Annotated in this window: 15 protein-coding genes; 10 read left to right on the top strand and 5 right to left on the bottom strand. The window is 72.1% G+C overall.

What is annotated here, in order from left to right; genetic code table 11:
- Window positions 1-174: 174 nt before the first annotated feature.
- The 3 genes from glgX to treZ are packed head-to-tail and all read left to right on the top strand — an operon-like array spanning window position 175 to window position 6,348.
- Entirely contained in the window at window positions 175-2,292 is a 2,118-nt protein-coding gene (gene glgX, locus ACSNOB_RS13190; RefSeq protein WP_436686911.1) for a glycogen debranching protein GlgX, read from the top strand.
- Between the two features lies 1 nt (window position 2,293).
- Window positions 2,294-4,618: a malto-oligosyltrehalose synthase gene (gene treY / locus ACSNOB_RS13195; protein WP_436686912.1), complete on the top strand. Its 2,325-nt coding sequence runs from the start codon at window positions 2,294-2,296 to the stop codon at window positions 4,616-4,618.
- Complete coding sequence (gene treZ, locus ACSNOB_RS13200) at window positions 4,615-6,348, top strand: malto-oligosyltrehalose trehalohydrolase (protein ID WP_436686913.1); 1,734 nt, start codon at window positions 4,615-4,617, stop codon at window positions 6,346-6,348. Before treY ends, treZ begins: the two co-directional genes overlap by 4 nt.
- Window positions 6,349-6,385: 37 nt before the next feature.
- Here treZ and ACSNOB_RS13205 read toward each other — a convergent pair whose 3' ends face one another.
- From ACSNOB_RS13205 to ACSNOB_RS13215, 3 genes are all read right to left on the bottom strand, one after another.
- Window positions 6,386-7,261 (bottom strand): alpha/beta fold hydrolase, encoded by an 876-nt coding sequence (locus ACSNOB_RS13205; RefSeq protein WP_436686914.1) that lies wholly within the window; start codon window positions 7,259-7,261, stop codon window positions 6,386-6,388.
- Between the two features lie 204 nt (window positions 7,262-7,465).
- Window positions 7,466-8,116: a phosphotransferase family protein gene (locus ACSNOB_RS13210; protein WP_436686915.1), complete on the bottom strand. Its 651-nt coding sequence runs from the start codon at window positions 8,114-8,116 to the stop codon at window positions 7,466-7,468.
- Window positions 8,117-8,399: 283 nt separating this feature from the next.
- Window positions 8,400-9,248 carry a CHAP domain-containing protein gene (locus ACSNOB_RS13215; protein WP_436686916.1) on the bottom strand — a complete coding sequence of 283 codons (849 nt, stop codon included), beginning with the start codon at window positions 9,246-9,248 and terminating at the stop codon, window positions 8,400-8,402.
- Window positions 9,249-9,738: 490 nt separating this feature from the next.
- On the opposite strand from ACSNOB_RS13215, the gene ACSNOB_RS13220 reads away from it, so the two are divergent.
- From ACSNOB_RS13220 to ACSNOB_RS13245, 6 genes are all read left to right on the top strand, one after another.
- Window positions 9,739-10,722 (top strand): trypsin-like serine peptidase, encoded by a 984-nt coding sequence (locus ACSNOB_RS13220; protein ID WP_436686917.1) that lies wholly within the window; start codon window positions 9,739-9,741, stop codon window positions 10,720-10,722.
- 97 nt (window positions 10,723-10,819) lie between these two features.
- A complete protein-coding gene (locus ACSNOB_RS13225; protein WP_436686918.1) occupies window positions 10,820-11,371 on the top strand; it encodes a YciI family protein in 552 nt (183 codons plus the stop codon).
- 135 nt (window positions 11,372-11,506) lie between these two features.
- Complete coding sequence (locus ACSNOB_RS13230; RefSeq protein WP_436686919.1) at window positions 11,507-11,728, top strand: hypothetical protein; 222 nt, start codon at window positions 11,507-11,509, stop codon at window positions 11,726-11,728.
- Window positions 11,725-13,314, top strand: a complete 1,590-nt coding sequence (locus ACSNOB_RS13235; protein ID WP_436686920.1) for a pectate lyase family protein — start codon at window positions 11,725-11,727, stop codon at window positions 13,312-13,314. Before ACSNOB_RS13230 ends, ACSNOB_RS13235 begins: the two co-directional genes overlap by 4 nt.
- Window positions 13,315-13,633: 319 nt before the next feature.
- Window positions 13,634-14,587: an SRPBCC family protein gene (locus ACSNOB_RS13240; RefSeq protein WP_436686921.1), complete on the top strand. Its 954-nt coding sequence runs from the start codon at window positions 13,634-13,636 to the stop codon at window positions 14,585-14,587.
- Between the two features lie 23 nt (window positions 14,588-14,610).
- The gene (locus ACSNOB_RS13245) at window positions 14,611-15,783 is read left to right on the top strand and encodes a zinc-dependent alcohol dehydrogenase (RefSeq protein WP_436686922.1); all 1,173 of its coding nucleotides are present in this window, start codon (window positions 14,611-14,613) and stop codon (window positions 15,781-15,783) included.
- A gap of 15 nt (window positions 15,784-15,798) precedes the next feature.
- Here the strand turns inward: ACSNOB_RS13245 and ACSNOB_RS13250 are convergent, their stop codons facing one another.
- Complete coding sequence (locus ACSNOB_RS13250) at window positions 15,799-16,305, bottom strand: RrF2 family transcriptional regulator (RefSeq protein ID WP_436686923.1); 507 nt, start codon at window positions 16,303-16,305, stop codon at window positions 15,799-15,801.
- Window positions 16,306-16,389: 84 nt separating this feature from the next.
- Here ACSNOB_RS13250 and ACSNOB_RS13255 point away from each other — a divergent pair, with 84 nt between their 5' ends.
- Window positions 16,390-17,139: an SDR family oxidoreductase gene (locus ACSNOB_RS13255; protein ID WP_436686927.1), complete on the top strand. Its 750-nt coding sequence runs from the start codon at window positions 16,390-16,392 to the stop codon at window positions 17,137-17,139.
- 102 nt (window positions 17,140-17,241) lie between these two features.
- On the opposite strand, the gene ACSNOB_RS13260 is transcribed toward ACSNOB_RS13255, so the two are convergent.
- On the bottom strand, window positions 17,242-18,240 hold the full coding sequence (locus ACSNOB_RS13260; RefSeq protein ID WP_436686924.1) for a hypothetical protein: 999 nt from the start codon (window positions 18,238-18,240) through the stop codon (window positions 17,242-17,244).
- Between the last annotated feature and the right edge of the window lie 620 nt (window positions 18,241-18,860).

Genomic DNA, 18,860 nt, shown 5'->3' on the forward strand with positions numbered 1-18,860 from the left:
GAGGACACCCGAAGGTCCATAGCGCCTCAGTCGGGCGGATTCCGGTCGTCGGCCGATCGGGTGGATTGGCGGCGGATCGGGCGGGGCAATACCCGGCACGCGCGCCGCCGGCCCCCGCCGTGTGGTGCGCTCATGGTGCGGTGCGCGCTCATGATCTCGCACTAGAGGAGCGACATGCAGGTCTGGCCGGGTGAGCGGTACCCCCTGGGGGCCACCTACGACGGGATGGGCACCAACTTCGCGATCTTCTCGGAGGTGGCCGAGCGGGTCGAGCTGTGCCTGTTCGACGAGTGGGACACCGGGACGGAACGGCGGGTCGAACTGCGGGAGGTGGACGCGTACGTCTGGCACGCGTACATCCCGGGCGTCGAGCCGGGGCAGCGGTACGGCTACCGCGTGCACGGGCCGTACGAGCCCGCGAACGGCCTGCGCTGCAACCCGGCGAAGCTGCTGCTCGACCCGTACGCCAAGGCCATCGACGGCGACGTGCGGTGGGATCCGGCGGTCTACGACTACGAGCACGACGACCCGGCGCGGATGAACACCGCGGACTCGGCCGCGTTCATGCCCAAGTCCGTCGTCGTCAACCCGTACTTCGACTGGGGCAACGACAAGCCGCCGCGCACCCCGTACCACCACTCGGTGATCTACGAGGCGCACGTGCGCGGGCTGACCATGCGCCACCCCGACATCCCCGAGGAACTGCGCGGCACGTACGCGGGCCTCGCCTCCCCGCCGATGATCGAACACCTGACGAAGCTCGGGGTGACCGCCATCGAGCTGATGCCGGTGCACCAGTTCGTGCACGACCACCGACTGGCCGACCTGGGCCTGCGCAACTACTGGGGCTACAACACCATCGGCTTCTTCGCCCCGCACCACGGCTACTCGGCCCTGGGCCGCCTCGGCCAGCAGGTGCAGGAGTTCCGAGGCATGGTCAAGGCGCTGCACGCCGCCGGCATCGAGGTCATCCTCGACGTGGTCTACAACCACACCGCCGAGGGCAACCACCTCGGCCCGACGCTGAGCTTCAAGGGCGTCGACAACCCCAGCTACTACCGGCTGAGCGAGTCCGACCGCCGCTACTACGTCGACTACACCGGCACCGGCAACAGCCTGAACGTGCGCAGCCCGCACTCGCTCCAGCTGATCATGGATTCGCTGCGCTACTGGGTGCAGGAGATGCACGTCGACGGCTTCCGCTTCGACCTCGCCGCCACCCTGGCCCGCGAGTTCTACGAGGTCGACCGCCTCTCCACCTTCTTCGAGGTGGTGCAGCAGGACCCGGTGGTCAGCCAGGTCAAGCTCATCGCCGAGCCCTGGGACGTCGGCCCCGGCGGCTACCAGGTGGGCAACTTCCCGCCGGTGTGGACCGAGTGGAACGGCAAGTACCGCGACACCGTGCGCGACTTCTGGCGCGGTGAGCCGGCCACCCTGGCCGAGTTCGCCTCCCGCATCTCCGGCTCCGCCGACCTCTACCAGGACGACGGTCGCCGCCCGTTCCACAGCATCAACTTCGTCACCTGCCACGACGGGTTCACCCTGACCGACCTGGTGTCGTACAACGACAAGCACAACGAGGCCAACGGGGAGTCCAACCGCGACGGCGAGAGCCACAACCGGTCGTGGAACTGTGGGGTCGAGGGCGACACCGACGACGAGGCGGTGCGCGCCCTGCGGGCCCGGCAGCGCCGCAACTTCCTGGCCACCCTGGTGCTCTCGCAGGGCGTGCCGATGATCGGCCACGGCGACGAGCTGGGCCGCACCCAGCGCGGCAACAACAACGCGTACTGCCAGGACAGCGAGCTGGCCTGGGTCGACTGGGACAACGCCGACGCCGACCTGCTGGAGTTCACCCGCAAGCTGGTCGCGTTCCGCCGCCGGCACCAGGTGTTCCGTCGCCGCCGGTTCTTCACCGGCCTCGCCGTGCGCAGTCGGGAGGTCGACGAGCCCCTGCCGGACCTGGCCTGGTACACCCCCGACGGGCGGGAGATGACCGGGGAGGACTGGGGCAACGACTTCGGCCGGTCGGTCGCGCTCTTCGTCAACGGCGAGGGCATCCGCGAGCGCGGCCCGTACGGCCAGCGCCACGTCGACAGCTCCTTCCTGCTCTGCTTCAACGCCCACGACGCGCCGCTGGACTTCACCGTGCCCGGCCCCGAGTTCGGTCAGCGCTGGGAACTGGTGATCAGCACCGCGGAACCGGAGCCGGAGAAGACCACGGTGGTCGAGGCCGGCGGCGTCCTCGGCGTGCCGGACCGGTGCGTGGTGGTGCTGGAGAGGACGGCCTGACATGTCGAGCACCCCCGCGCCGGGCGCCCCCCGGGTCGGCGCCACCTACCGGGTGCAGATCCGCCCCGGCTTCGATCTGGACGCCACCGCGGGCCTCGCCGACTACCTGGCCGACCTGGGCGTCACACACCTCTACAGCGCGCCGCTGCTGACCGCCACCCCCGGCTCCGCGCACGGCTACGACGTGGTCGACCACCGGGCGGTCAACCCCGAGCTGGGCGGCGAGGCCGGCCGGCGGCGGCTGCTGCGCGCCCTGCGGGCGGCCGGCCTCGGCCTGGTCGTGGACATCGTGCCCAACCACGCCGGGGTGGCCGTGCCCGCCGCCAACCCCGCCTGGTGGGACGTGCTGCGCCGGGGCCGCGACTCGGCGTACGCCGGCTGGTTCGACATCGACTGGGACCGGGGTCGGCTGCTGCTGCCGGTGCTGGCCGACGCCCCGGACGCCCTCGACGACCTCAAGCTCGCCGACGGGGAGCTGCGCTACCACGAGCACCGCTTCCCGGTCGCCGACGGCACCGGCGACGGCAACCCCCGGGAGGTGCACGACCGGCAGCACTACGAGCTGGTGTCCTGGCGACGCGGCGACGCCGAGCTGACCTACCGCCGGTTCTTCGCCGTCTCCGAGCTGGCCGGGCTGCGGGTCGAGGACCCGGCGGTCTTCGCCGCCACCCACGAGCTGGTGCTGCGCTGGGCCGCCGACGGCGAGGTCGACGGCATCCGCGTCGACCACCCCGACGGGCTGCGCGACCCGGCCGGCTACCTGGCCCGGCTGCGCGCCGCCGCCCCCACCGCGTGGCTGGTGGTGGAGAAGATCCTGGAGTACGGCGAGGAGCTGCCGGACTGGCCGGTGGACGGCACCACCGGCTACGACGCCCTCGCCGCCGTCTGCGGCCTCTTCGTCGACCCCGACGCCGAGGCCGACCTCACGGCCCTGGACACCCACCTCGTCGGCCGGCACACCTCCTGGCAGGACCTCACCCACGACACCAAGCTCGCCGCCGCCACCCGGCTGCTGTCGGCCGAGCTGACCCGGCTGGCCGCGCTCGCCCCCGAGGTCGACCGCGATGCGGCGCGGGCGGCGCTGGCCGAGCTGGCCGCCGCCTTCGCCGTCTACCGGGGCTACCCGCCCGAGGGCGCCCGGCACCTGGCCGCCGCCCGCGCCGAGGCCGGCCGCCGCCGCCCGGACCTGACCGCCGCGCTGGACGCGCTCACCCGCCGCCTGCGCGACCCGGACGACGAACTGGCGAAGCGCTTCCCGCAGTACACCGGCGCGGTGATGGCGAAGGGGGTGGAGGACACCGCGTTCTACCGGTGGAGCCGCTTCGTCGCGCTCAACGAGGTCGGCGGCAGCCCCGCCCACTTCGGCGTGCCGCCGGCGGAGTTCCACCGCTTCGCCGCCGCCCGGCAGGTGCGCTGGCCGGCGAGCATGACCACCCTGTCCACCCACGACACGAAGCGCTCCGAGGACGTCCGGGCCCGGCTGGCCGTGCTCAGCGAACTGCCCGGACGCTGGGCCGACCTCGTGACCCGGTGGACGGCGCGGGCGCCGCTGCCCGACCCCGCCTTCGCGCACCTGCTCTGGCAGACCGCCGTCGGCGCCTGGCCGATCGAGCGGGAGCGGCTGCACGCGTACGCCGAGAAGGCCGCCCGGGAGGCGTCGGTGTCGACGAGCTGGGCCGACCCCGACCCCGCCTTCGAGCGGGCCGTGCACGAGGTCGTCGACGCGATGTACGACGACCCGGAGCTGCACGCCGAGCTGACCGCCTTCGCCGCCGAGATCACCCCGGCCGGCTGGTCCAACTCGCTGGGGCAGAAGCTGGTGCAGCTCGCCATGCCCGGGGTGCCCGACACCTACCAGGGCACCGAGCTGTGGGACAACTCCCTCGTCGACCCGGACAACCGCCGCCCGGTCGACTTCGCCGTACGCCGACAGCTCCTGGCCGACCTCGACGCCGGCCCGCTCCCGCCGGTGGACGCGAGCGGCGCGGCGAAGCTGCTGGTGGTGTCGCGGACGCTGCGGCTGCGCCGCGACCGCCCCGACCTGTTCACCGGCTACCGGCCGGTGCCCGCGCACGGGCCCGCCGGCCGGCACGCGGTGGCCTTCGACCGGGGCGGCGCGGTCGCGGTCGCCACCCGGCTGCCGCTCGGCCTGGCCCGCGCCGGCGGCTGGGGCGACACGATCGTGTCACTTGCCGTTCACGAGATGACGGACCTGTTCACGGGCCGGGTCTACAGTGGCGGGGAGACCCCTCTGGCCGACCTGCTGGCCACCTATCCCGTCGCGCTGCTGGCTCCCACCAACGAGTCCGTGGAGGCTGCGTCATGACCGAGTTCACGGTGTGGGCGCCGGAGGCCGCCCGGGTCCGGCTGCGCCTGCCCGGCGTCGCCGACCACGAGATGCGCTCCGGCCCGGGCGGCTGGTGGCGGGTCGAGGTGCCCGGCGCCGGCCCCGGCACCGACTACGCCTTCCTCCTCGACGACGACGGGCGGGCGCTGCCCGACCCCCGGTCGGCCTGGCAGCCGGCGGGGGTGCACGGGCCGAGCCGGCTCTACGACCACGCGGCGTTCGAGTGGACCGACCACGCCTGGACCGGCCGGCAACTGCCCGGCAGCGTCCTCTACGAGCTGCACGTCGGCACCTTCACCCCGGAAGGCACCTTCGACGCCGCCATCGGCCGCCTCGACCACCTGGTCGACCTGGGCGTCGACATGATCGAGCTGCTCCCGGTGAACGCCTTCAACGGCGAACACAACTGGGGCTACGACGGCGTCTGCTGGTATGCCCCGCACCAGCCCTACGGCGGGCCGGACGGCCTGAAACGGCTGGTCGACGCCGCCCACGCCAAGGGTCTGGGGGTGATCCTCGACGTCGTCTACAACCATTTCGGGCCCTCCGGGGCCTACGCGCCGATGTTCGCGCCGTACCTCACCGAGCAGAGCAACACCTGGGGCCGCACGGTCAACCTCGACGGCCCGCACTCCGACGGCGTGCGCCGCTACATCGTCGACAGCGTGCTGATGTGGCTGCGCGACTACCACGTCGACGGGCTGCGGCTCGACGCCGTGCACGCCATGCCCGACAGTCGCGCCACCCACCTGCTGGAGGAGGTGGCGGTGGAGGTCGAGGCGCTCTCCACCCACCTCGGCCGGCCGCTGTCGCTGATCGCCGAGTCCGACCTCAACGACCCCCGGCTGATCACCCCACGGGAGGCCGGCGGCTACGGCCTGCACGCCCAGTGGAACGACGACGCCCACCACGCCCTGCACACCCTGCTCACCGGCGAGCGGCAGGGCTACTACGGCGACTTCGGCTCCCTCGAATGCCTCGCCGAGGTGCTCACCGGCGGCTTCTTCCACGCCGGCACCTGGTCCAGCTTCCGCAACCGCCACCACGGGCGGCCCGTGGACCGGCAGCGCACGCCGGGCCACCGCCTCGTGGCGTACCTGCAGAACCACGACCAGATCGGCAACCGGGCCACCGGCGACCGGATCTCCGCCAGCCTCTCCCCGGCGCTGCTGCGGGTGGGGGCGACCCTGCTGTTCACCGCGCCGTTCACGCCGATGCTGTTCATGGGGGAGGAGTGGGCGGCCAGCACCCCGTGGCAGTTCTTCACCAGCCACCCCGAGCCGGAACTCGCCACCGCCGTGGCGACCGGCCGGAAGCGGGAGTTCGCCGCGCACGGCTGGCCGGAGGGGGAGGTGCCGGACCCGCAGGACCCGCAGACCTTCGTCCGCTCCCGCCTCGACTGGGCGGAGCTGGACAAGCCGGAACACCGCGAGATGTACGAGTTCCACCGGCGGCTCATCGCGCTGCGCAAGAGCCGGCCCGACCTGTCCGACCCGCGGCTGCACGCCGTCGACGTCCGCCACGGCGACCAGTTCCTCGTGATGCGCCGGGGCGAGTGCCTGGTGGTGGCGAACCTGGCCGGGCGGGCGCAGGGCGTCTCGCTGCCGGGGGTGGTGCGGCGGGTGCTGCTGGCCACCGGCGAGGGCGTCACGGTGATGCGGGACCGGATCCAACTGCCGGCGGAGACGGCGGCGGTCGTGGCGCTCTGAGCGGCGCCCGACGTCTGGCTGCCACCGCCGGCAGCGGTCAGCCGGCGTCCAGCACCTCGCGCAGCTTCGCCGCGAACTCGGCGGGCTTGCCCGCGTAACCGAACTCACCGCCGAGGAAGCCGCCGTGGTGGCTCGGGAACACCACCGCCTCCTGGCCGAGCAGCGCCGCGGTGGCGACGGCCGTACGCGCCGTGTACGTCCCCGCCGTCTCCTCGCCGACCGCGATCACGATCCGGGTCGGCGCCGCGGTGAGCGCCGCCGCGTCGGGGCGGTAGTCGGTGATCGCCCAGGAGTTCTTCGACAGCAGCGGGTCGTCGCGGGAGCCGTCGTCGTCGCTCGGCAGGCCGAATGCCGCGGGGTCGGGTGCGGGCTGGGCGAAGTAGGCGTCGGTGAACTCGCCCTGCCAGGACGTCATCGCGATGAAGGCGGCCATGCCGGCGCCCGCGCCCTTCGTCTGGTAGGCCTCGTGGAAACCGGCCCGGGCGCGCTCGGCGGCCTCGGCGTCGGGCAGCACCGCGTTGATCGGCGGCTCGTGCGCCACCAGCGTGACGACGTCGCCGGGGTGGGACGCGACCAGTTCGAGCGCGGTGACCGCGCCACCGCTGCTGCCGAACACGTCGACCGGCCCGGTGCCGAGCGCCGCTATCAGCAGGTGCAGGTCGGCCGCCTGCTGCTGCGGCGTGTGGTCGGAGCGGCCGTCGGAGCGTACGCTGCGGCCCAGCCCGCGCGGGTCGTAGGTGACGACCGTCCGGTCGGTGAAGTGGCCGGCGAGCGCGCCGAAGCCCTCCGCCGTCATCGGCTGGCCGACCATCAGCAGCGTGCGGTGCTCGCCGGGGGCCGACAGGGGTTCGCGTACGTCGTAGACCAGGTCGGCGCCGGGCACGGCGAGCGTGCGAGTGTCTGTCGTCGTCATGCCGGCGAGCCTACGACCGACGGGTGACAGATCGGATGCTACGCGCGGGCAGGAACACCCGCCTGCCTCGATTGCCGGCACGGACGTCAGGAGCCGCGGTAGGGAGTCCTCCGCCGGGCCGCGCCGGGGCCGCCGTGGCTCAGGCCCGCGCGTCCATCAGGGCAGTGACACAGGCATCCAACCGCTTCTCCACGGCTCGCGTCGTCAGCTCTGTCCTCCCCGCCTCTCGCCATGGCCGCGCCACCACCTGCACCTCCTCTGAGCACGCCAGCGCGTCCCGCACCCGCCAGTACAGCCGCTCGCTCGCGGCCGCGGCCAGCACCCCGCCGGCCTCCTCATACGCCTGGGCGAACCGCGGACCCCACGCCGGGCCGTGCAGTCGGCGGTCGTCGACGCCACATACTCTCGGGGCCGCTCGGCGGGCCGCACCGCGTGGATCGCCACGAGTTGACGGGCCAGCAGGGGAACGCGCGCCTCCAATCCCTCGTCCTCGAGGACCGTCCGGCCGGCCAGGTGTGTCATCAGCAGCGATGGATACTCGCAGTCCGCGGCGGTCGGATCAGCCGCGACCAGCTCAGGAGCCGGCACGGCGGTCCCCTTGAGCAGCGACAGGGCGTCGGCCTCCCGGTGCAGCCAGTCCTCGGCGTGTCCCGCGTCAGACGGGTCCACGAAGCTCCGCAGCACCAGCTCACGGATGCTTCCGTCCCGCGCGCCGATGGTCAGCCTCCGCATTTCGGCAGTGATGCCGCCGTGCAGCGGCTCGGTCCTGACGATCCGTTCGCCGACCTCCAGGTGCCGACTCACCCAAGCCAGCGTCAACGGCGGGACGGCCGCCGCCTCATCGCGGTCGATCACTCTGCCACCTCATCAGCCGGAGGGCGGCACGCGCGGAAGTGTCCTTGCGGGAGGGCTCCGACAGTCGCCGCATAGCAGGATCATCCACCAGCAGCACCGAGAGTTTCCTGGCGCGTACGGTGGTCGCCGAGGTCGCCCGGGGGGATCCGGCGCCGGCCGGCGTGACGTGCCTGGCGACGCTGGTCGGCCTGACCCGGTGACGCGGACCGGTCGTTCGCCCGGACGGCGGGCACGCCCGCCCCGGTGGGCCGGCGTGCCCGCAACCCTCAGGCGAGGCAGCAGGTCACTTGAAGCGGATGAACTTGGAGAACTGGCTGTTGAGCGTTCCCACCGACACCGTCCGGTGGCTGTACTTGTCGGCCGAGACGTAGTTGTACTCGTCGACCTCGAAGGTGCCGTTGGAGTTAACCCGGGTGACGAAGGCGACGTGACCGTAGGTGCCGCCCAGCCGGACCGCGATGTCGCCGGCCTTCGGGCTGTTGTAGACCGGCACCCCGGCGCGCCCGGCGGCGGCGACCCACTCCTTGGCGTTACCCCACGCCGGCTGGCCCAGGTACTGGTTGTGGAAGGGCACGCCGACCCGGCTCCGCAGCGCCCAGGCGGCGAAGCTCGTGCACTGCCCCTTGTAGAAGTTCCACGGATCGACGCCCGTGCTCTGGCCCTTGTACGGGTAGTCGTCCAAGGCCGGATAGGTCGCCCCGCCCGCGGAAAGCAGCTGGTGGGAGGCGTTGTTGTTCTTCAACGTGGCGTTCAGGTTGGTCTTCGCCCCGGGCGCGAGGTCCTGGTAGGCGTAGGAGCCGTTGTAGTCGCTGTTGTAGTAGACCCGCACGGTGCTGCCGGTGCGGTTCCACGCGGAGGCGGCGTTGTTCTTGACGCACAGGCCCTGGCCGCTGCCGGCGCCCTTGAACTCGTAGCAGTCCGGCTGCGTCGAGCCGTAGTCGGCCAGTGAGCCGGTATGGTCGGAGATCGATCCCGCGTGGTCGCTGTTGTAGTAGTAGCAGAATTCGCCGGTGTCGCAGATTCCATCGCGGGACGCCGCCTGAGCAGGCGCGGCGACCGCCAGGACGCCGAGTGTCGCGCCGAGCACGCTCGTGCCGAGGGCGCCGAGGACGCGAACGGTGATCCTGGGCATGTCCACTTCCCTTCCGGGGGTATGTGACGACGGGCCCACACTACAGCCATTGATCAATTCGCATGTGCCGGTGCGGCCGCCCGTCGCCCACCTGGAGTCGGACCAGAGCCGACGCGGCAGGGCGACACTGGTCCGCCTGACCCGCCGACCGGGCGCCGGCACTTCTGCGGCCGTCGCCGCTCGCGGGCGGACGGGGATTGGTTGCTGCAATCGCAATTCCCACCTGTCGACAAGCGCGAACGCCCTCAGGCCGAAAGCGCGGATTCGCGGCGCTGGGAATTGCGCGGCAATACCGGAGCATCTGTTCGAGCTGGACACGTTTTGTCGGCGGCCGCGCTGCTCACGTTATCGGTCACCAAAGAGTCAGTGTCAATTACCTGCCATTCCACTCCATTGCGATCGGAGTGATCGGCCGATACGTTTCGGTGGCCCGAATGGAGCACCCAGGAAAAGGGGGCAACTCTTGAAACCAACCCTACGCTGGTCCGCAATGGCCGGCATGGCGCTCGCGCTGGTCGTGACCGGACCGGTCGCCGCCGAGGCGAAGCCGACCACGGTCGAGAGGAACGGCAACACCACCACCACCGCCCGCACCAGTGACGGCCGCGCGATCACCAACGAGAAGATCGCCAAGGAGGTCGCCGCGTTCTGGACGGCGGAGCGGATGGCGAGCGCCGTCGACCTGGACATCGCGAAGCGCCCGGGCGCCAGCGAGTCGGCCAACCGGGCGCCGAAGCCCGACGGACCGGCGGGCACGGTCGCACCGGCGCAACCGCGCATCGCCAGCGGCGACGAGGTCGGCATCCAGCTCAACGAGTCGGCGGTCGTCGGCAAGGTCTACTTCACCACCCCGAGCGGCGGCACCGCCTCCTGCTCGGCGAGCGCCGTCGCCAGCGGCAAGCGCCGGCTGGTCATGACCGCCGGTCACTGCGTGCACCAGGGCGCCGGCGGGCAGTGGTACAGCAACTGGCAGTTCGTGCCGCGGTACCGCGACGGGGCGCGGCCCTTCGGGACGTTCGTGGCCTACCAGCTCACGGCCCGCACCGCGTGGACCAACAGCAGCAGCTACGACGAGGACATGGCCATCGCCATCATGCACAACGGTGGTAACTGGGGCCTGAAGGTCGTCGAGACGGTCGGTGGCCACGGACTGCGCTGGAACTGGGGCTACAACATCTCCTTGATGACCGCCCTCGGCTACCCGTCGAACCTCGGCGGCGGCGAGAGCCAGTACTACTGCCAGAGTGGCACGTGGCACGCCGGCGGCCAGCAGATCCGCATGTGGTGCAACATGACCTACGGCTCCAGTGGCGGACCCTGGCTCCAGGAATACAACGACCAGAACGGCCTCGGATACGTCAACAGCGTCGTGAGCCACGGCGACAATCCGGGCAACGGCCAATTCGACGGTCCGTACTTCGACAACGACATCAAGAGCCTCTACGACTTCGCGGAAGGTCTCTCCCCGGCGTAAAAGGCACATGACCAGCAGAGCCCCGGCCGGTTGGCCGGGGCTCTGCCCGCGCGCTTATTCACTTGCACCACCAGGCGTGAAGACCATGCTGTGCGGCATGGAATTTTTCTGCTACCACCGCGATCGGCGCAATTCCCTCGCACTGCGCGCCGAGTTGCTGGAGGCGCACTGGTCCTACATGGACCGGTACGCGGCCGAGTTGATCGCCCGCGGCCCGACCTTCGCCCCCGACGGGGAGACGCCGACCGGCAGCGTGCACATCGTCGACCTGCCCGATGCCGCCGCCGCCCGGGCGTTCGCCTTCGACGAGCCCAACTACCAGGCCGGCGCGTACCGCGACGTGCTGCTGCGCCGTTGGCACAACGCGCTGGGGCGCACGATGTGGGACTTCCCCGGCGGCCGGACCGGTGGTGACCGGTACCTGGTGCTCGGTCTCGGCGCGGGGCAGGCCGCCGACCTCGACGTGAGCGCCGACCGGGACGACCTGATCGCGTACGGGCCGCTGCTCTCCGACGACGGGGGCACCTGGCTGGGCACGGCGGCGCTGGTCAGGGCGGCGGGACCGGACGAGGCGCGTGCGCTGCTGACCCCGGACCGGTACGCCGACGTCGAGGTGCACCTCTGGACGTTCGGCGGTCGGCGGGCCTGACCCGGAGCCACCACCCGCCGAGCCGGGCGCGATCGCGGTGCCGGGGGCGAGATCGGCGCACTGTCGGAAAGAGTGGCCGCCCGCGTCGGGAGGCCAGTCTTTCCGGGTGGGTGCGTGGATCGTGGGGGAGCCCAGGTGCGCGCGGGCGACGTCGCGCACCGTCGGTCGGCGGTCGTCGGAGAGTCGCGCATCGGGTCGGACATTCACCCGCAACCCGGACACATCCTTGCCAGATTAATCGACGTCTCCCTATCCTCGGTCGTGGAAAGCGCTTTCCAGGCACGTGTGATCGGCGCCGACGAGGCCGGGATCGAACCGGCGCCCCAGCATTCGAAGTCGAAGGTGAGGCGAGGATGAGACGACCAGTCGCATTGCGACTCCAGGCGGCGCTGGCCACGGCGGCCGTCGGGGCCGCGATCGTGGTGGCGCTGCCGATGCACCAGGCGTCGGCGGCGGCCGGCTCCGCCACCGGCTACGCGACGCGCAACGGTGGGACCACCGGTGGGGCGGGCGGGCAGACGGTGCGGGCCACCACGGGGACCGCGATCCACGCGGCCCTCTGCGGTCGGGCCAGCAGCAGCACCCCGATCGTCATCGAGGTCACGGGCACCATCAACCACGGCAACACCAGCAAGGTGTCCGGCGGAAGCTGCAGCACCGCCGACGGGGTGATCGAACTCAAGCAGATCAGCAACGTCACGATCATCGGGGTCGGCAGCGGAGCCGTCTTCGACCAGTTGGGCATCCACATCCGCGAGGCCAGCAACATCATCATCCGGAACGTGACCGTCCGGAACGTCAAGAAGTCGGGCTCACCCACGTCCAACGGTGGTGACGCCATCGGCATGGAGAGCAACGTCCGCAACGTCTGGGTCGACCACGTCACCCTGGAGGCGTCGGGCGGGGAGTCGGAGGGGTTCGACGGCCTCTTCGACATGAAGGACGATACCCAGTACGTGACCCTGTCCTACAGCATCCTGCGCAACTCCGGCCGCGGCGGCCTCATCGGGTCCAGTGAGAGCGACCGCTCGAACGGCTTCGTCACGTTCCACCACAACCTGTACGAGAACATCGACTCCCGCACGCCCCTGCTGCGCGGCGGCATCGCGCACATCTACAACAACCACTACGTGAGCCTCCGCGAGTCCGGCATCAACTCCCGCGCCGGCGGGCAGGCCAAGGTGGAGAACAACTACTTCCGCAACTCCAAGGACGTCCTGGGCACCTTCTACACCAGCGAGCGCGGCTACTGGCAGGTCGCCGGCAACGTCTTCGACAACGTGACCTGGTCGAGCCCCGGCACCGACAACTACCCGGCCGGCCCCAACCCGCAGTCCAACACCACCGTCAGCATCCCGTACGCCTACACCCTCGACGGGGCCGCCTGCGTGCCGGACGTCGTCCGCCAGACGGCGGGCGCCAACACGGGCCTGCGGGAGTCCGACGGCAACTGCTCGCCGCAGACGCCGGCACCGACGTCGACCAGCCCCGGGCCGACCCCCACCAGCCCCGGCCCGACGCCCACCAGCCCCGGCCCGACGCCCACCAGCCCCACGCCGACGCCCACCCAGCCCGGCGGGCCCAACCTGAGCATCGGGGCCGGCTCCGACGGCTCCAGCAAGGCCGACGGAACGAGCTACGGCAACGTCCGGGACGGCAACATGAGCACCTACTGGTCGCCGGCCGGCTCGACCGGTCAGATCTCGATCAAGTGGGGTTCCGCCACCAGGGTGTCCAGGGTCGTCATCCGCGAGGCGGCGGGCGCCATCGGCAACATCGGGTCCTGGCGGCTCGTCAACCACGACACCGGCGCCGTCCTGGCCTCCGGCGGCGGAGCGGGCGTCATCACCTTCCCGGCGACCGCGCTGAGCAAGATCACTTTCGACGTCACCGGCTCGGCCGGCACCCCGAGGGTCGCCGAGTTCGAGACCTACGCCGCGTAGCGGCGGTTCCGACGTCCGTCCGGCAACGGCCGTTTCGGACCACCGCGCGGCAACAAGCCGCCCGACGTGGACGGAGGCGGGACCGCCACCCGCGGCTGATCCCGCCGACGGGCGGGGGCCGTCAGCCGCGACGGTCCCCGCCCCACGCCAGGATCCGACGAGCCGTCGGCGGTACGGCGTCGCGCCCACAACGGGGTTCTGTCTCGATTCGGGGTTCATGGGTCAATTCGGGGGCATAGCGTCACGGTGGCGGTTTCCACCGCCGGGCCGCCCGCTCCGACCGGGGTGGCCTGCCGACGCCGAGCCGAGGAGGCCGACCGTGTACAGGTCCGACGAGGTGTTGCTGCCGGAACTGGACGGGCCGGAGCCGGCCGCGCCGTCACCCCGGGCGCTGGGCTGGCTCAGCCTGGCGCTCGGCGTGGGCGCGATCGCCGCGCCCGGGCCGCTGGCCCGACTGGCCGGTGTGGACGACTCGCCCGTCGCGCGCACGGTGATCCCGGTCGTGGGGGCCCGCGAACTGGTCCACGCCGCCGGCCTGATCGCCGGTCGCCGGCCGGCCGGCTGGACGTGGACCCGGGTGGCCGGGGACGCGGCGGACCTCGCCCTGCTCGGCCGGGCCTGGGCGGACCGGTGCGGCGAGCGCCGCCGCCGGGTCGGCCTCACCACCGCCGTGATCGCCGGCATCGCCGCCGTCGACCTGGTCACCGCCGTACGCCAGGTCCGCGCGCGGCGGGCCGGCCGGCGGGTGATCCGGATGGACCTCGGGGTCACCGTCAACCGGTCCCCGGCGGAGGCGTACCGGTTCTGGCGCGACGTGGAGAACCTGCCCCGCTTCATGTCCCACCTGGAGTCGGTACGCGCCGAGGATCTGCGCCGGTCGCACTGGACCGCCCGCGGCCCGGCGGGCCGCCGGATCGAGTGGGACGCGGAGATCGTCGAGGACCAGCCGAACCGCTCGCTCGGCTGGCGGTCGCTGCCCGGCGCCCGGGTGCCCAACGCCGGCCGGGTCCGGTTCGTGCCCGCGCCCGGCGACCGGGGGACCGAGGTCCGGGTGCAGCTGCGCTACGCCCCGCCGGCCGGCGCGCTCGGCCGGGCCGTGGCGAAGCTCTTCGGCGAGGAGCCCGAGCAGCAGGTCCGCGACGACCTGCGCCGGTTCAAGCAGGTCGTGGAGACCGGCGAGGTGGTCCGCTCCGAGGGCAGCCCGGACGGCATCTCCGTACGCCAACAGCTCATGCAGCGCCCGGCCCAGCCGCTGCCCGCGGCCCGTCGCTGAACGCCGGCACGAAAGGACAGACGATGAAGGCCACCGCGTGGATGGGCAAGGACAGCGTCAAGGTCGTCGACGTGCCCGACCCGACCATCATGAACGCCCGCGACGCCATCGTGCGGATCACCTCCACCGCCATCTGCGGCTCCGACCTGCACCTCTACCACGGCTACATCCCGGCCATGCGCAAGGGCGACATCCTCGGCCACGAGTTCATGGGCGAGGTGGTCGAGGTCGGCCCGCAGGTGCGCAACCTGCGGATCGGCGACCGGGTGGTGGTGCCGTTTCCCATCGCCTGCGGGCACTGCACCTCGTGCCAGCGCGGCCTCTACTCGGTCTGCGAGAACTCCAACCCCAACGCCGGCGTCGCCGAGAAGGTCATGGGCCACTCGCCGGCCGGCATCTTCGGCTACTCCCACCTGCTCGGCGGCTACGCCGGCGGCCAGGCCGAGTACGCCCGGGTGCCGTTCGCCGACGTCGGGCCGATCAAGGTGTCCGACGAGGTCCCCGACGAGCAGGCGGTGATGCTCGCCGACGTCTTCCCGACCGGCTACATGGGCGCCGAGATGTGCGACATCAAGCACGGTGACGTGGTCGCCGTCTGGGGCGCCGGTCCCGTCGGGCTGCTCGCCGCCGCCAGCGCCCGGCTGCTCGGCGCCGAGCGGGTGATCGTCATCGACCGGTACCCGTACCGGCTGCGGCTGGCCGAGGAGCACGCCGGCGCCGAGACCCTCAACTACGAGCACACCGACGTGCTCGACGCCCTCAACGAGATGACCGCCGGTCGCGGGCCGGACGCCTGCATCGACGCGGTCGGCCTGGAGGGGCACCACGGCAACACCGCCGTGTACGCGTACGACCGGGCGAAGCAGGCGGCCCGGGCGGAGACGGAACGGCCCTTCGCGCTGCGTGAGGCGATCCTGGCCTGCCGCAGCGGCGGGGTGGTCTCCGTGGTCGGCGCGTACGGGGGCTTCGTCGACAAGTTCCCGATGGGCGCGTTCATGAACCGTTCGCTGATCATGCGTACCGGGCAGTGCCACGTCCAGCGCTACACCCGCCCGCTGCTGGAGCGCATCCGCCGCGGGGAGATCGACCCCAGCTTCATCATCAGCCATCGGATGCCGCTCAAGGACGCGGCCAAGGGCTACAAGATCTTCCAGAAGAAGCAGGACGACTGCACCAAGGTGCTGCTCAAGGTGTGACGCCGGGCGGCGCGGTCAGCGGGGCGTGCCCCGCCGACCGCTCCCGGCGTCCTTCGCGCCGGTGAGCAGCGAGCGGGTGCGCTCCGGTGCCCACGCCGGCAGTTCGCCGAGGATGTCGGCGAGGGAGACCCCGGCCAGGCTGCGCCGCCACGCGTCGTGCGCGTCAGCCATCTTCGCGGCGAGGATGCAGGCGTTCCGGCACTCCTCGGCCGGCAGCGCGCCGCGTCCCTGCTGGCGGATCTCGCGGCACTCGTACGGTGACGACGGGCCGTCGACCGCCTCCACGATCTGCAACAGCGTGATCTCCGCGGGCTTGCGGGCGAGCCGGAACCCGCCACGCGGTCCCGTCGTGGCCGCCAGGACCCCCGCCCGGACCAGCGCCTGGAGCTGCTTGGCGAGGTAGGGCGCCGGGAGGTCGTAGTGCTCCGCGAGCTGGGCCGCCGACGCGGTGGCTCGCGGTTCGAGTTGGGCCAGCGACGTGGCGCAGTGCAACAGCCATTCGGTGCTCACGGGCAGCTTCACGATCACCAGGATAACGCGGATATTGCGGATCTGCTTAGTCTTGGATTACGGTCGGCGGGCAACGGAGAGAAGGGGATGATCCTCATGCGCATCGCCGTGGCCGGCGCGACCGGCAACATCGGCTCCCTGACCGTGGCCGCCCTCGAACGGGGCGGGCACGACGTCGTCCGCATCAGCCGCGCGGTCGGCGTGGACCTGTCGACCGGTGCGGGGCTCGACGACGCCCTCGCCGGGGTCGAGTCGGTGGTGGACGCCACCAACATTCCGGCCGCCGACCCGGCCGAGGCGGTGGCGAGCTTCGGTGCCGCCACGCGCAACCTGCTCGCCGCCGAGGAGCGGGCCGGCGTACGCCATCACGTCCTGCTGTCGATCGTGGGCGTCGCCCGCGTCGAGGGCAACGCCCACTACGCGGGCAAGCGGGAGCAGGAACGCCTGGTGTCCGCCGGTCCGGTGCCGTGGACGATCGTGCCGGCCACCCAGTTCCACGACTTCGCCGACATGGTCACCGGGTGGACGGAGCAGGACGGCGTCGCCACGATCGCGCCGCTGCTCGTGCAGCCGATCGCGCCCGCGGACGTCGCCGCGATCCTGGCCGAGATCGCGGTGGGCGAGCCGCGCGGGCGGTACGCCGACGTCGCCGGTCCCGAGCCGCAGGACCTCGTCGACATGGCCCGGCGTACGCATCAGGCGCGTGGCCGGAAGGTCAGGCTCGTGCCGACGTGGTCGGGGCTGTTCGGCCCGGAGATGGCCGGCGAGGTGCTCCTGCCCGGCGAGGGCGCTCGCATCGCGCCGACCACGTTCGACACCTGGCTCGGCGAGCAGGGGACGCGCTGACGGCGCGCCAGTCGCCCGCCGGTCCGGCCGGGGCGGAGTGGACCCGGTAGCGCCGACGGTCGCGGGGCCGGGCCGCACGCCCCGGCCCCGCGACCGGTCCGATCAGGACCAGGGCGCCGTCGGGTACCAGGGGATGATCTCGCGGCGGGCGAGCAGCCGCACGTCCCAGTAGAGGAAGGTGAAGGCGCCGGCGACGATGAAGGCGACCGCGGTCAGGGTGGCCAGGCGGGTCGGCCGGGCGCTGAACCAGCGTTGCAGGCGGGAGCCGGCGAGCCAGGCCAGCAGCAGGAACAGCACCGCCATGATGACGATGTTGCCGATCGACTGGAGGGTGAACGCGGCCGCCCCGTAGAGCGGGTTGCCGCTCTCGGCGGCGTCGCGGAACATCTGCCGGAACAGCGCGAACGGCCGTCCGATGAGGAAGCCCGCGATCAGCGCGCCCATGAAGACCATCGGCGCGTTGGGGTGCCGCCGGGCGATCCGGGCGAACGGGTCCGGCACCACACCGAGCGCCGCCAGACCGAGATAGATCATGATGAGGCCGATCACGCCGAAGACCACCATCGACTGGATGCTGCGGGGCGACAGGGTGCCGGGCGTGTTGGCGACCGTGGAGAACTGGGGCATCGACGTGCCGACCAGGCCCACGATGGCGCCGTACGTGGCCGACACCGCGATCATGCCCACCGACATCCAGCCCAGCGGCTTCAACGGCTGGACGAACCGGCTGAACCTGCTGCCGGTGGTGCCGGTCAGCGGGGCGAGGGCGCCGAAGGCGGCGATGTTGCAGGCGGTGAACGTGCCCGCGATCCCGGAGACGAAGGCGAACAGGACGCCGGCCGCGATCCCCTGGATGGGGGTCTCCTTGGCGTCGTGGCCGAGCAGGGTGTTGGCGACGTTGTCGCCGATGGTCTGGTCCACGAACTCCGCCGACCAGACCACGGTCAGCAGGAAGCCGCCGAGGACGCTGAGCAGGATGATCAGCCCACGCCGCCGGGGGAAGTACCCGCTGACGAACGCGGACGTCCCGGCCCGCCCGGTGTCGGGCCGGATCCGGACGGCTGGGTCGGTTTGCTGGGGGGACCTCTGGGTCTGCGTCACGTGCGCTCCTCAGGGTGGGGGATGGAACCCGGACGCGACGCCGACGCCGGCGACGCCGCCCATGACCGGCGAACGGCGACCACCGGTCGACCTGGACGCGCCCGCCCGACCCCTCCTGCCAGCAGCGGATCGTGCGGGATCGATGTCCGCGTCTCATCATGGGGTAGCCGCCCTCGCCCCGGTTCTTCCAGCGTGCGCAGATCTCAGCCCGGTCCGGCGCAGCAGCCCGGCGCCCAGCGCGGGCGCGGTCCGGTCCGCCACCGGCTTGGTGTCTCCGCGGCCCTGTCGAGCTGATGTCGTAGACGATTCGCCCGACGTCGCAGATCCGCGGGGGAGCGCCTCGTCGCCGGTCGGCAGGCGGTCGGCAGGCGGGCGGCGGGCGGGCGGCGCCGACACCGGCGAAGGTCGAGACGCCTTTCCCGGCTCAACGTGGAGGGAAGCCGCAGGTCGACGCCCGGCGCTTGGCGTGAGTCGTCTACGACATCAGCTCGACAGGACGCTCGACCCGCCAGGTGCTCCCGTGCCGGCAAGAACCGCGCCGCTCGACCCGCCGGGTGCTCCCGTGCCGGCAAGAACCGTGCCGCTCGACCCGCCAGGTGCTCCCGTGCCGGCAAGAACCG

This window comes from Micromonospora sp. URMC 106 (assembly GCF_051386395.1).
Taxonomy (GTDB): Bacteria; Actinomycetota; Actinomycetes; order Mycobacteriales; family Micromonosporaceae; genus Micromonospora.

Bases quoted from the DNA above. Each gene is read 5' to 3' on its own strand.
- glgX (WP_436686911.1), top strand. From the start codon at position 175: ATGCAGGTCTGGCCGGGTGAGCGGTACCCCCTGGGGGCCACCTACGAC.
- treY (WP_436686912.1), top strand. From the start codon at position 2,294: ATGTCGAGCACCCCCGCGCCGGGCGCCCCCCGGGTCGGCGCCACCTAC.
- treZ (WP_436686913.1), top strand. From the start codon at position 4,615: ATGACCGAGTTCACGGTGTGGGCGCCGGAGGCCGCCCGGGTCCGGCTG.
- ACSNOB_RS13205 (WP_436686914.1), bottom strand. From the start codon at position 7,261: ATGACGACGACAGACACTCGCACGCTCGCCGTGCCCGGCGCCGACCTG.
- ACSNOB_RS13215 (WP_436686916.1), bottom strand. From the start codon at position 9,248: ATGCCCAGGATCACCGTTCGCGTCCTCGGCGCCCTCGGCACGAGCGTG.
- ACSNOB_RS13220 (WP_436686917.1), top strand. From the start codon at position 9,739: ATGGCCGGCATGGCGCTCGCGCTGGTCGTGACCGGACCGGTCGCCGCC.
- ACSNOB_RS13225 (WP_436686918.1), top strand. From the start codon at position 10,820: ATGGAATTTTTCTGCTACCACCGCGATCGGCGCAATTCCCTCGCACTG.
- ACSNOB_RS13235 (WP_436686920.1), top strand. From the start codon at position 11,725: ATGAGACGACCAGTCGCATTGCGACTCCAGGCGGCGCTGGCCACGGCG.
- ACSNOB_RS13245 (WP_436686922.1), top strand. From the start codon at position 14,611: ATGAAGGCCACCGCGTGGATGGGCAAGGACAGCGTCAAGGTCGTCGAC.
- ACSNOB_RS13255 (WP_436686927.1), top strand. From the start codon at position 16,390: ATGCGCATCGCCGTGGCCGGCGCGACCGGCAACATCGGCTCCCTGACC.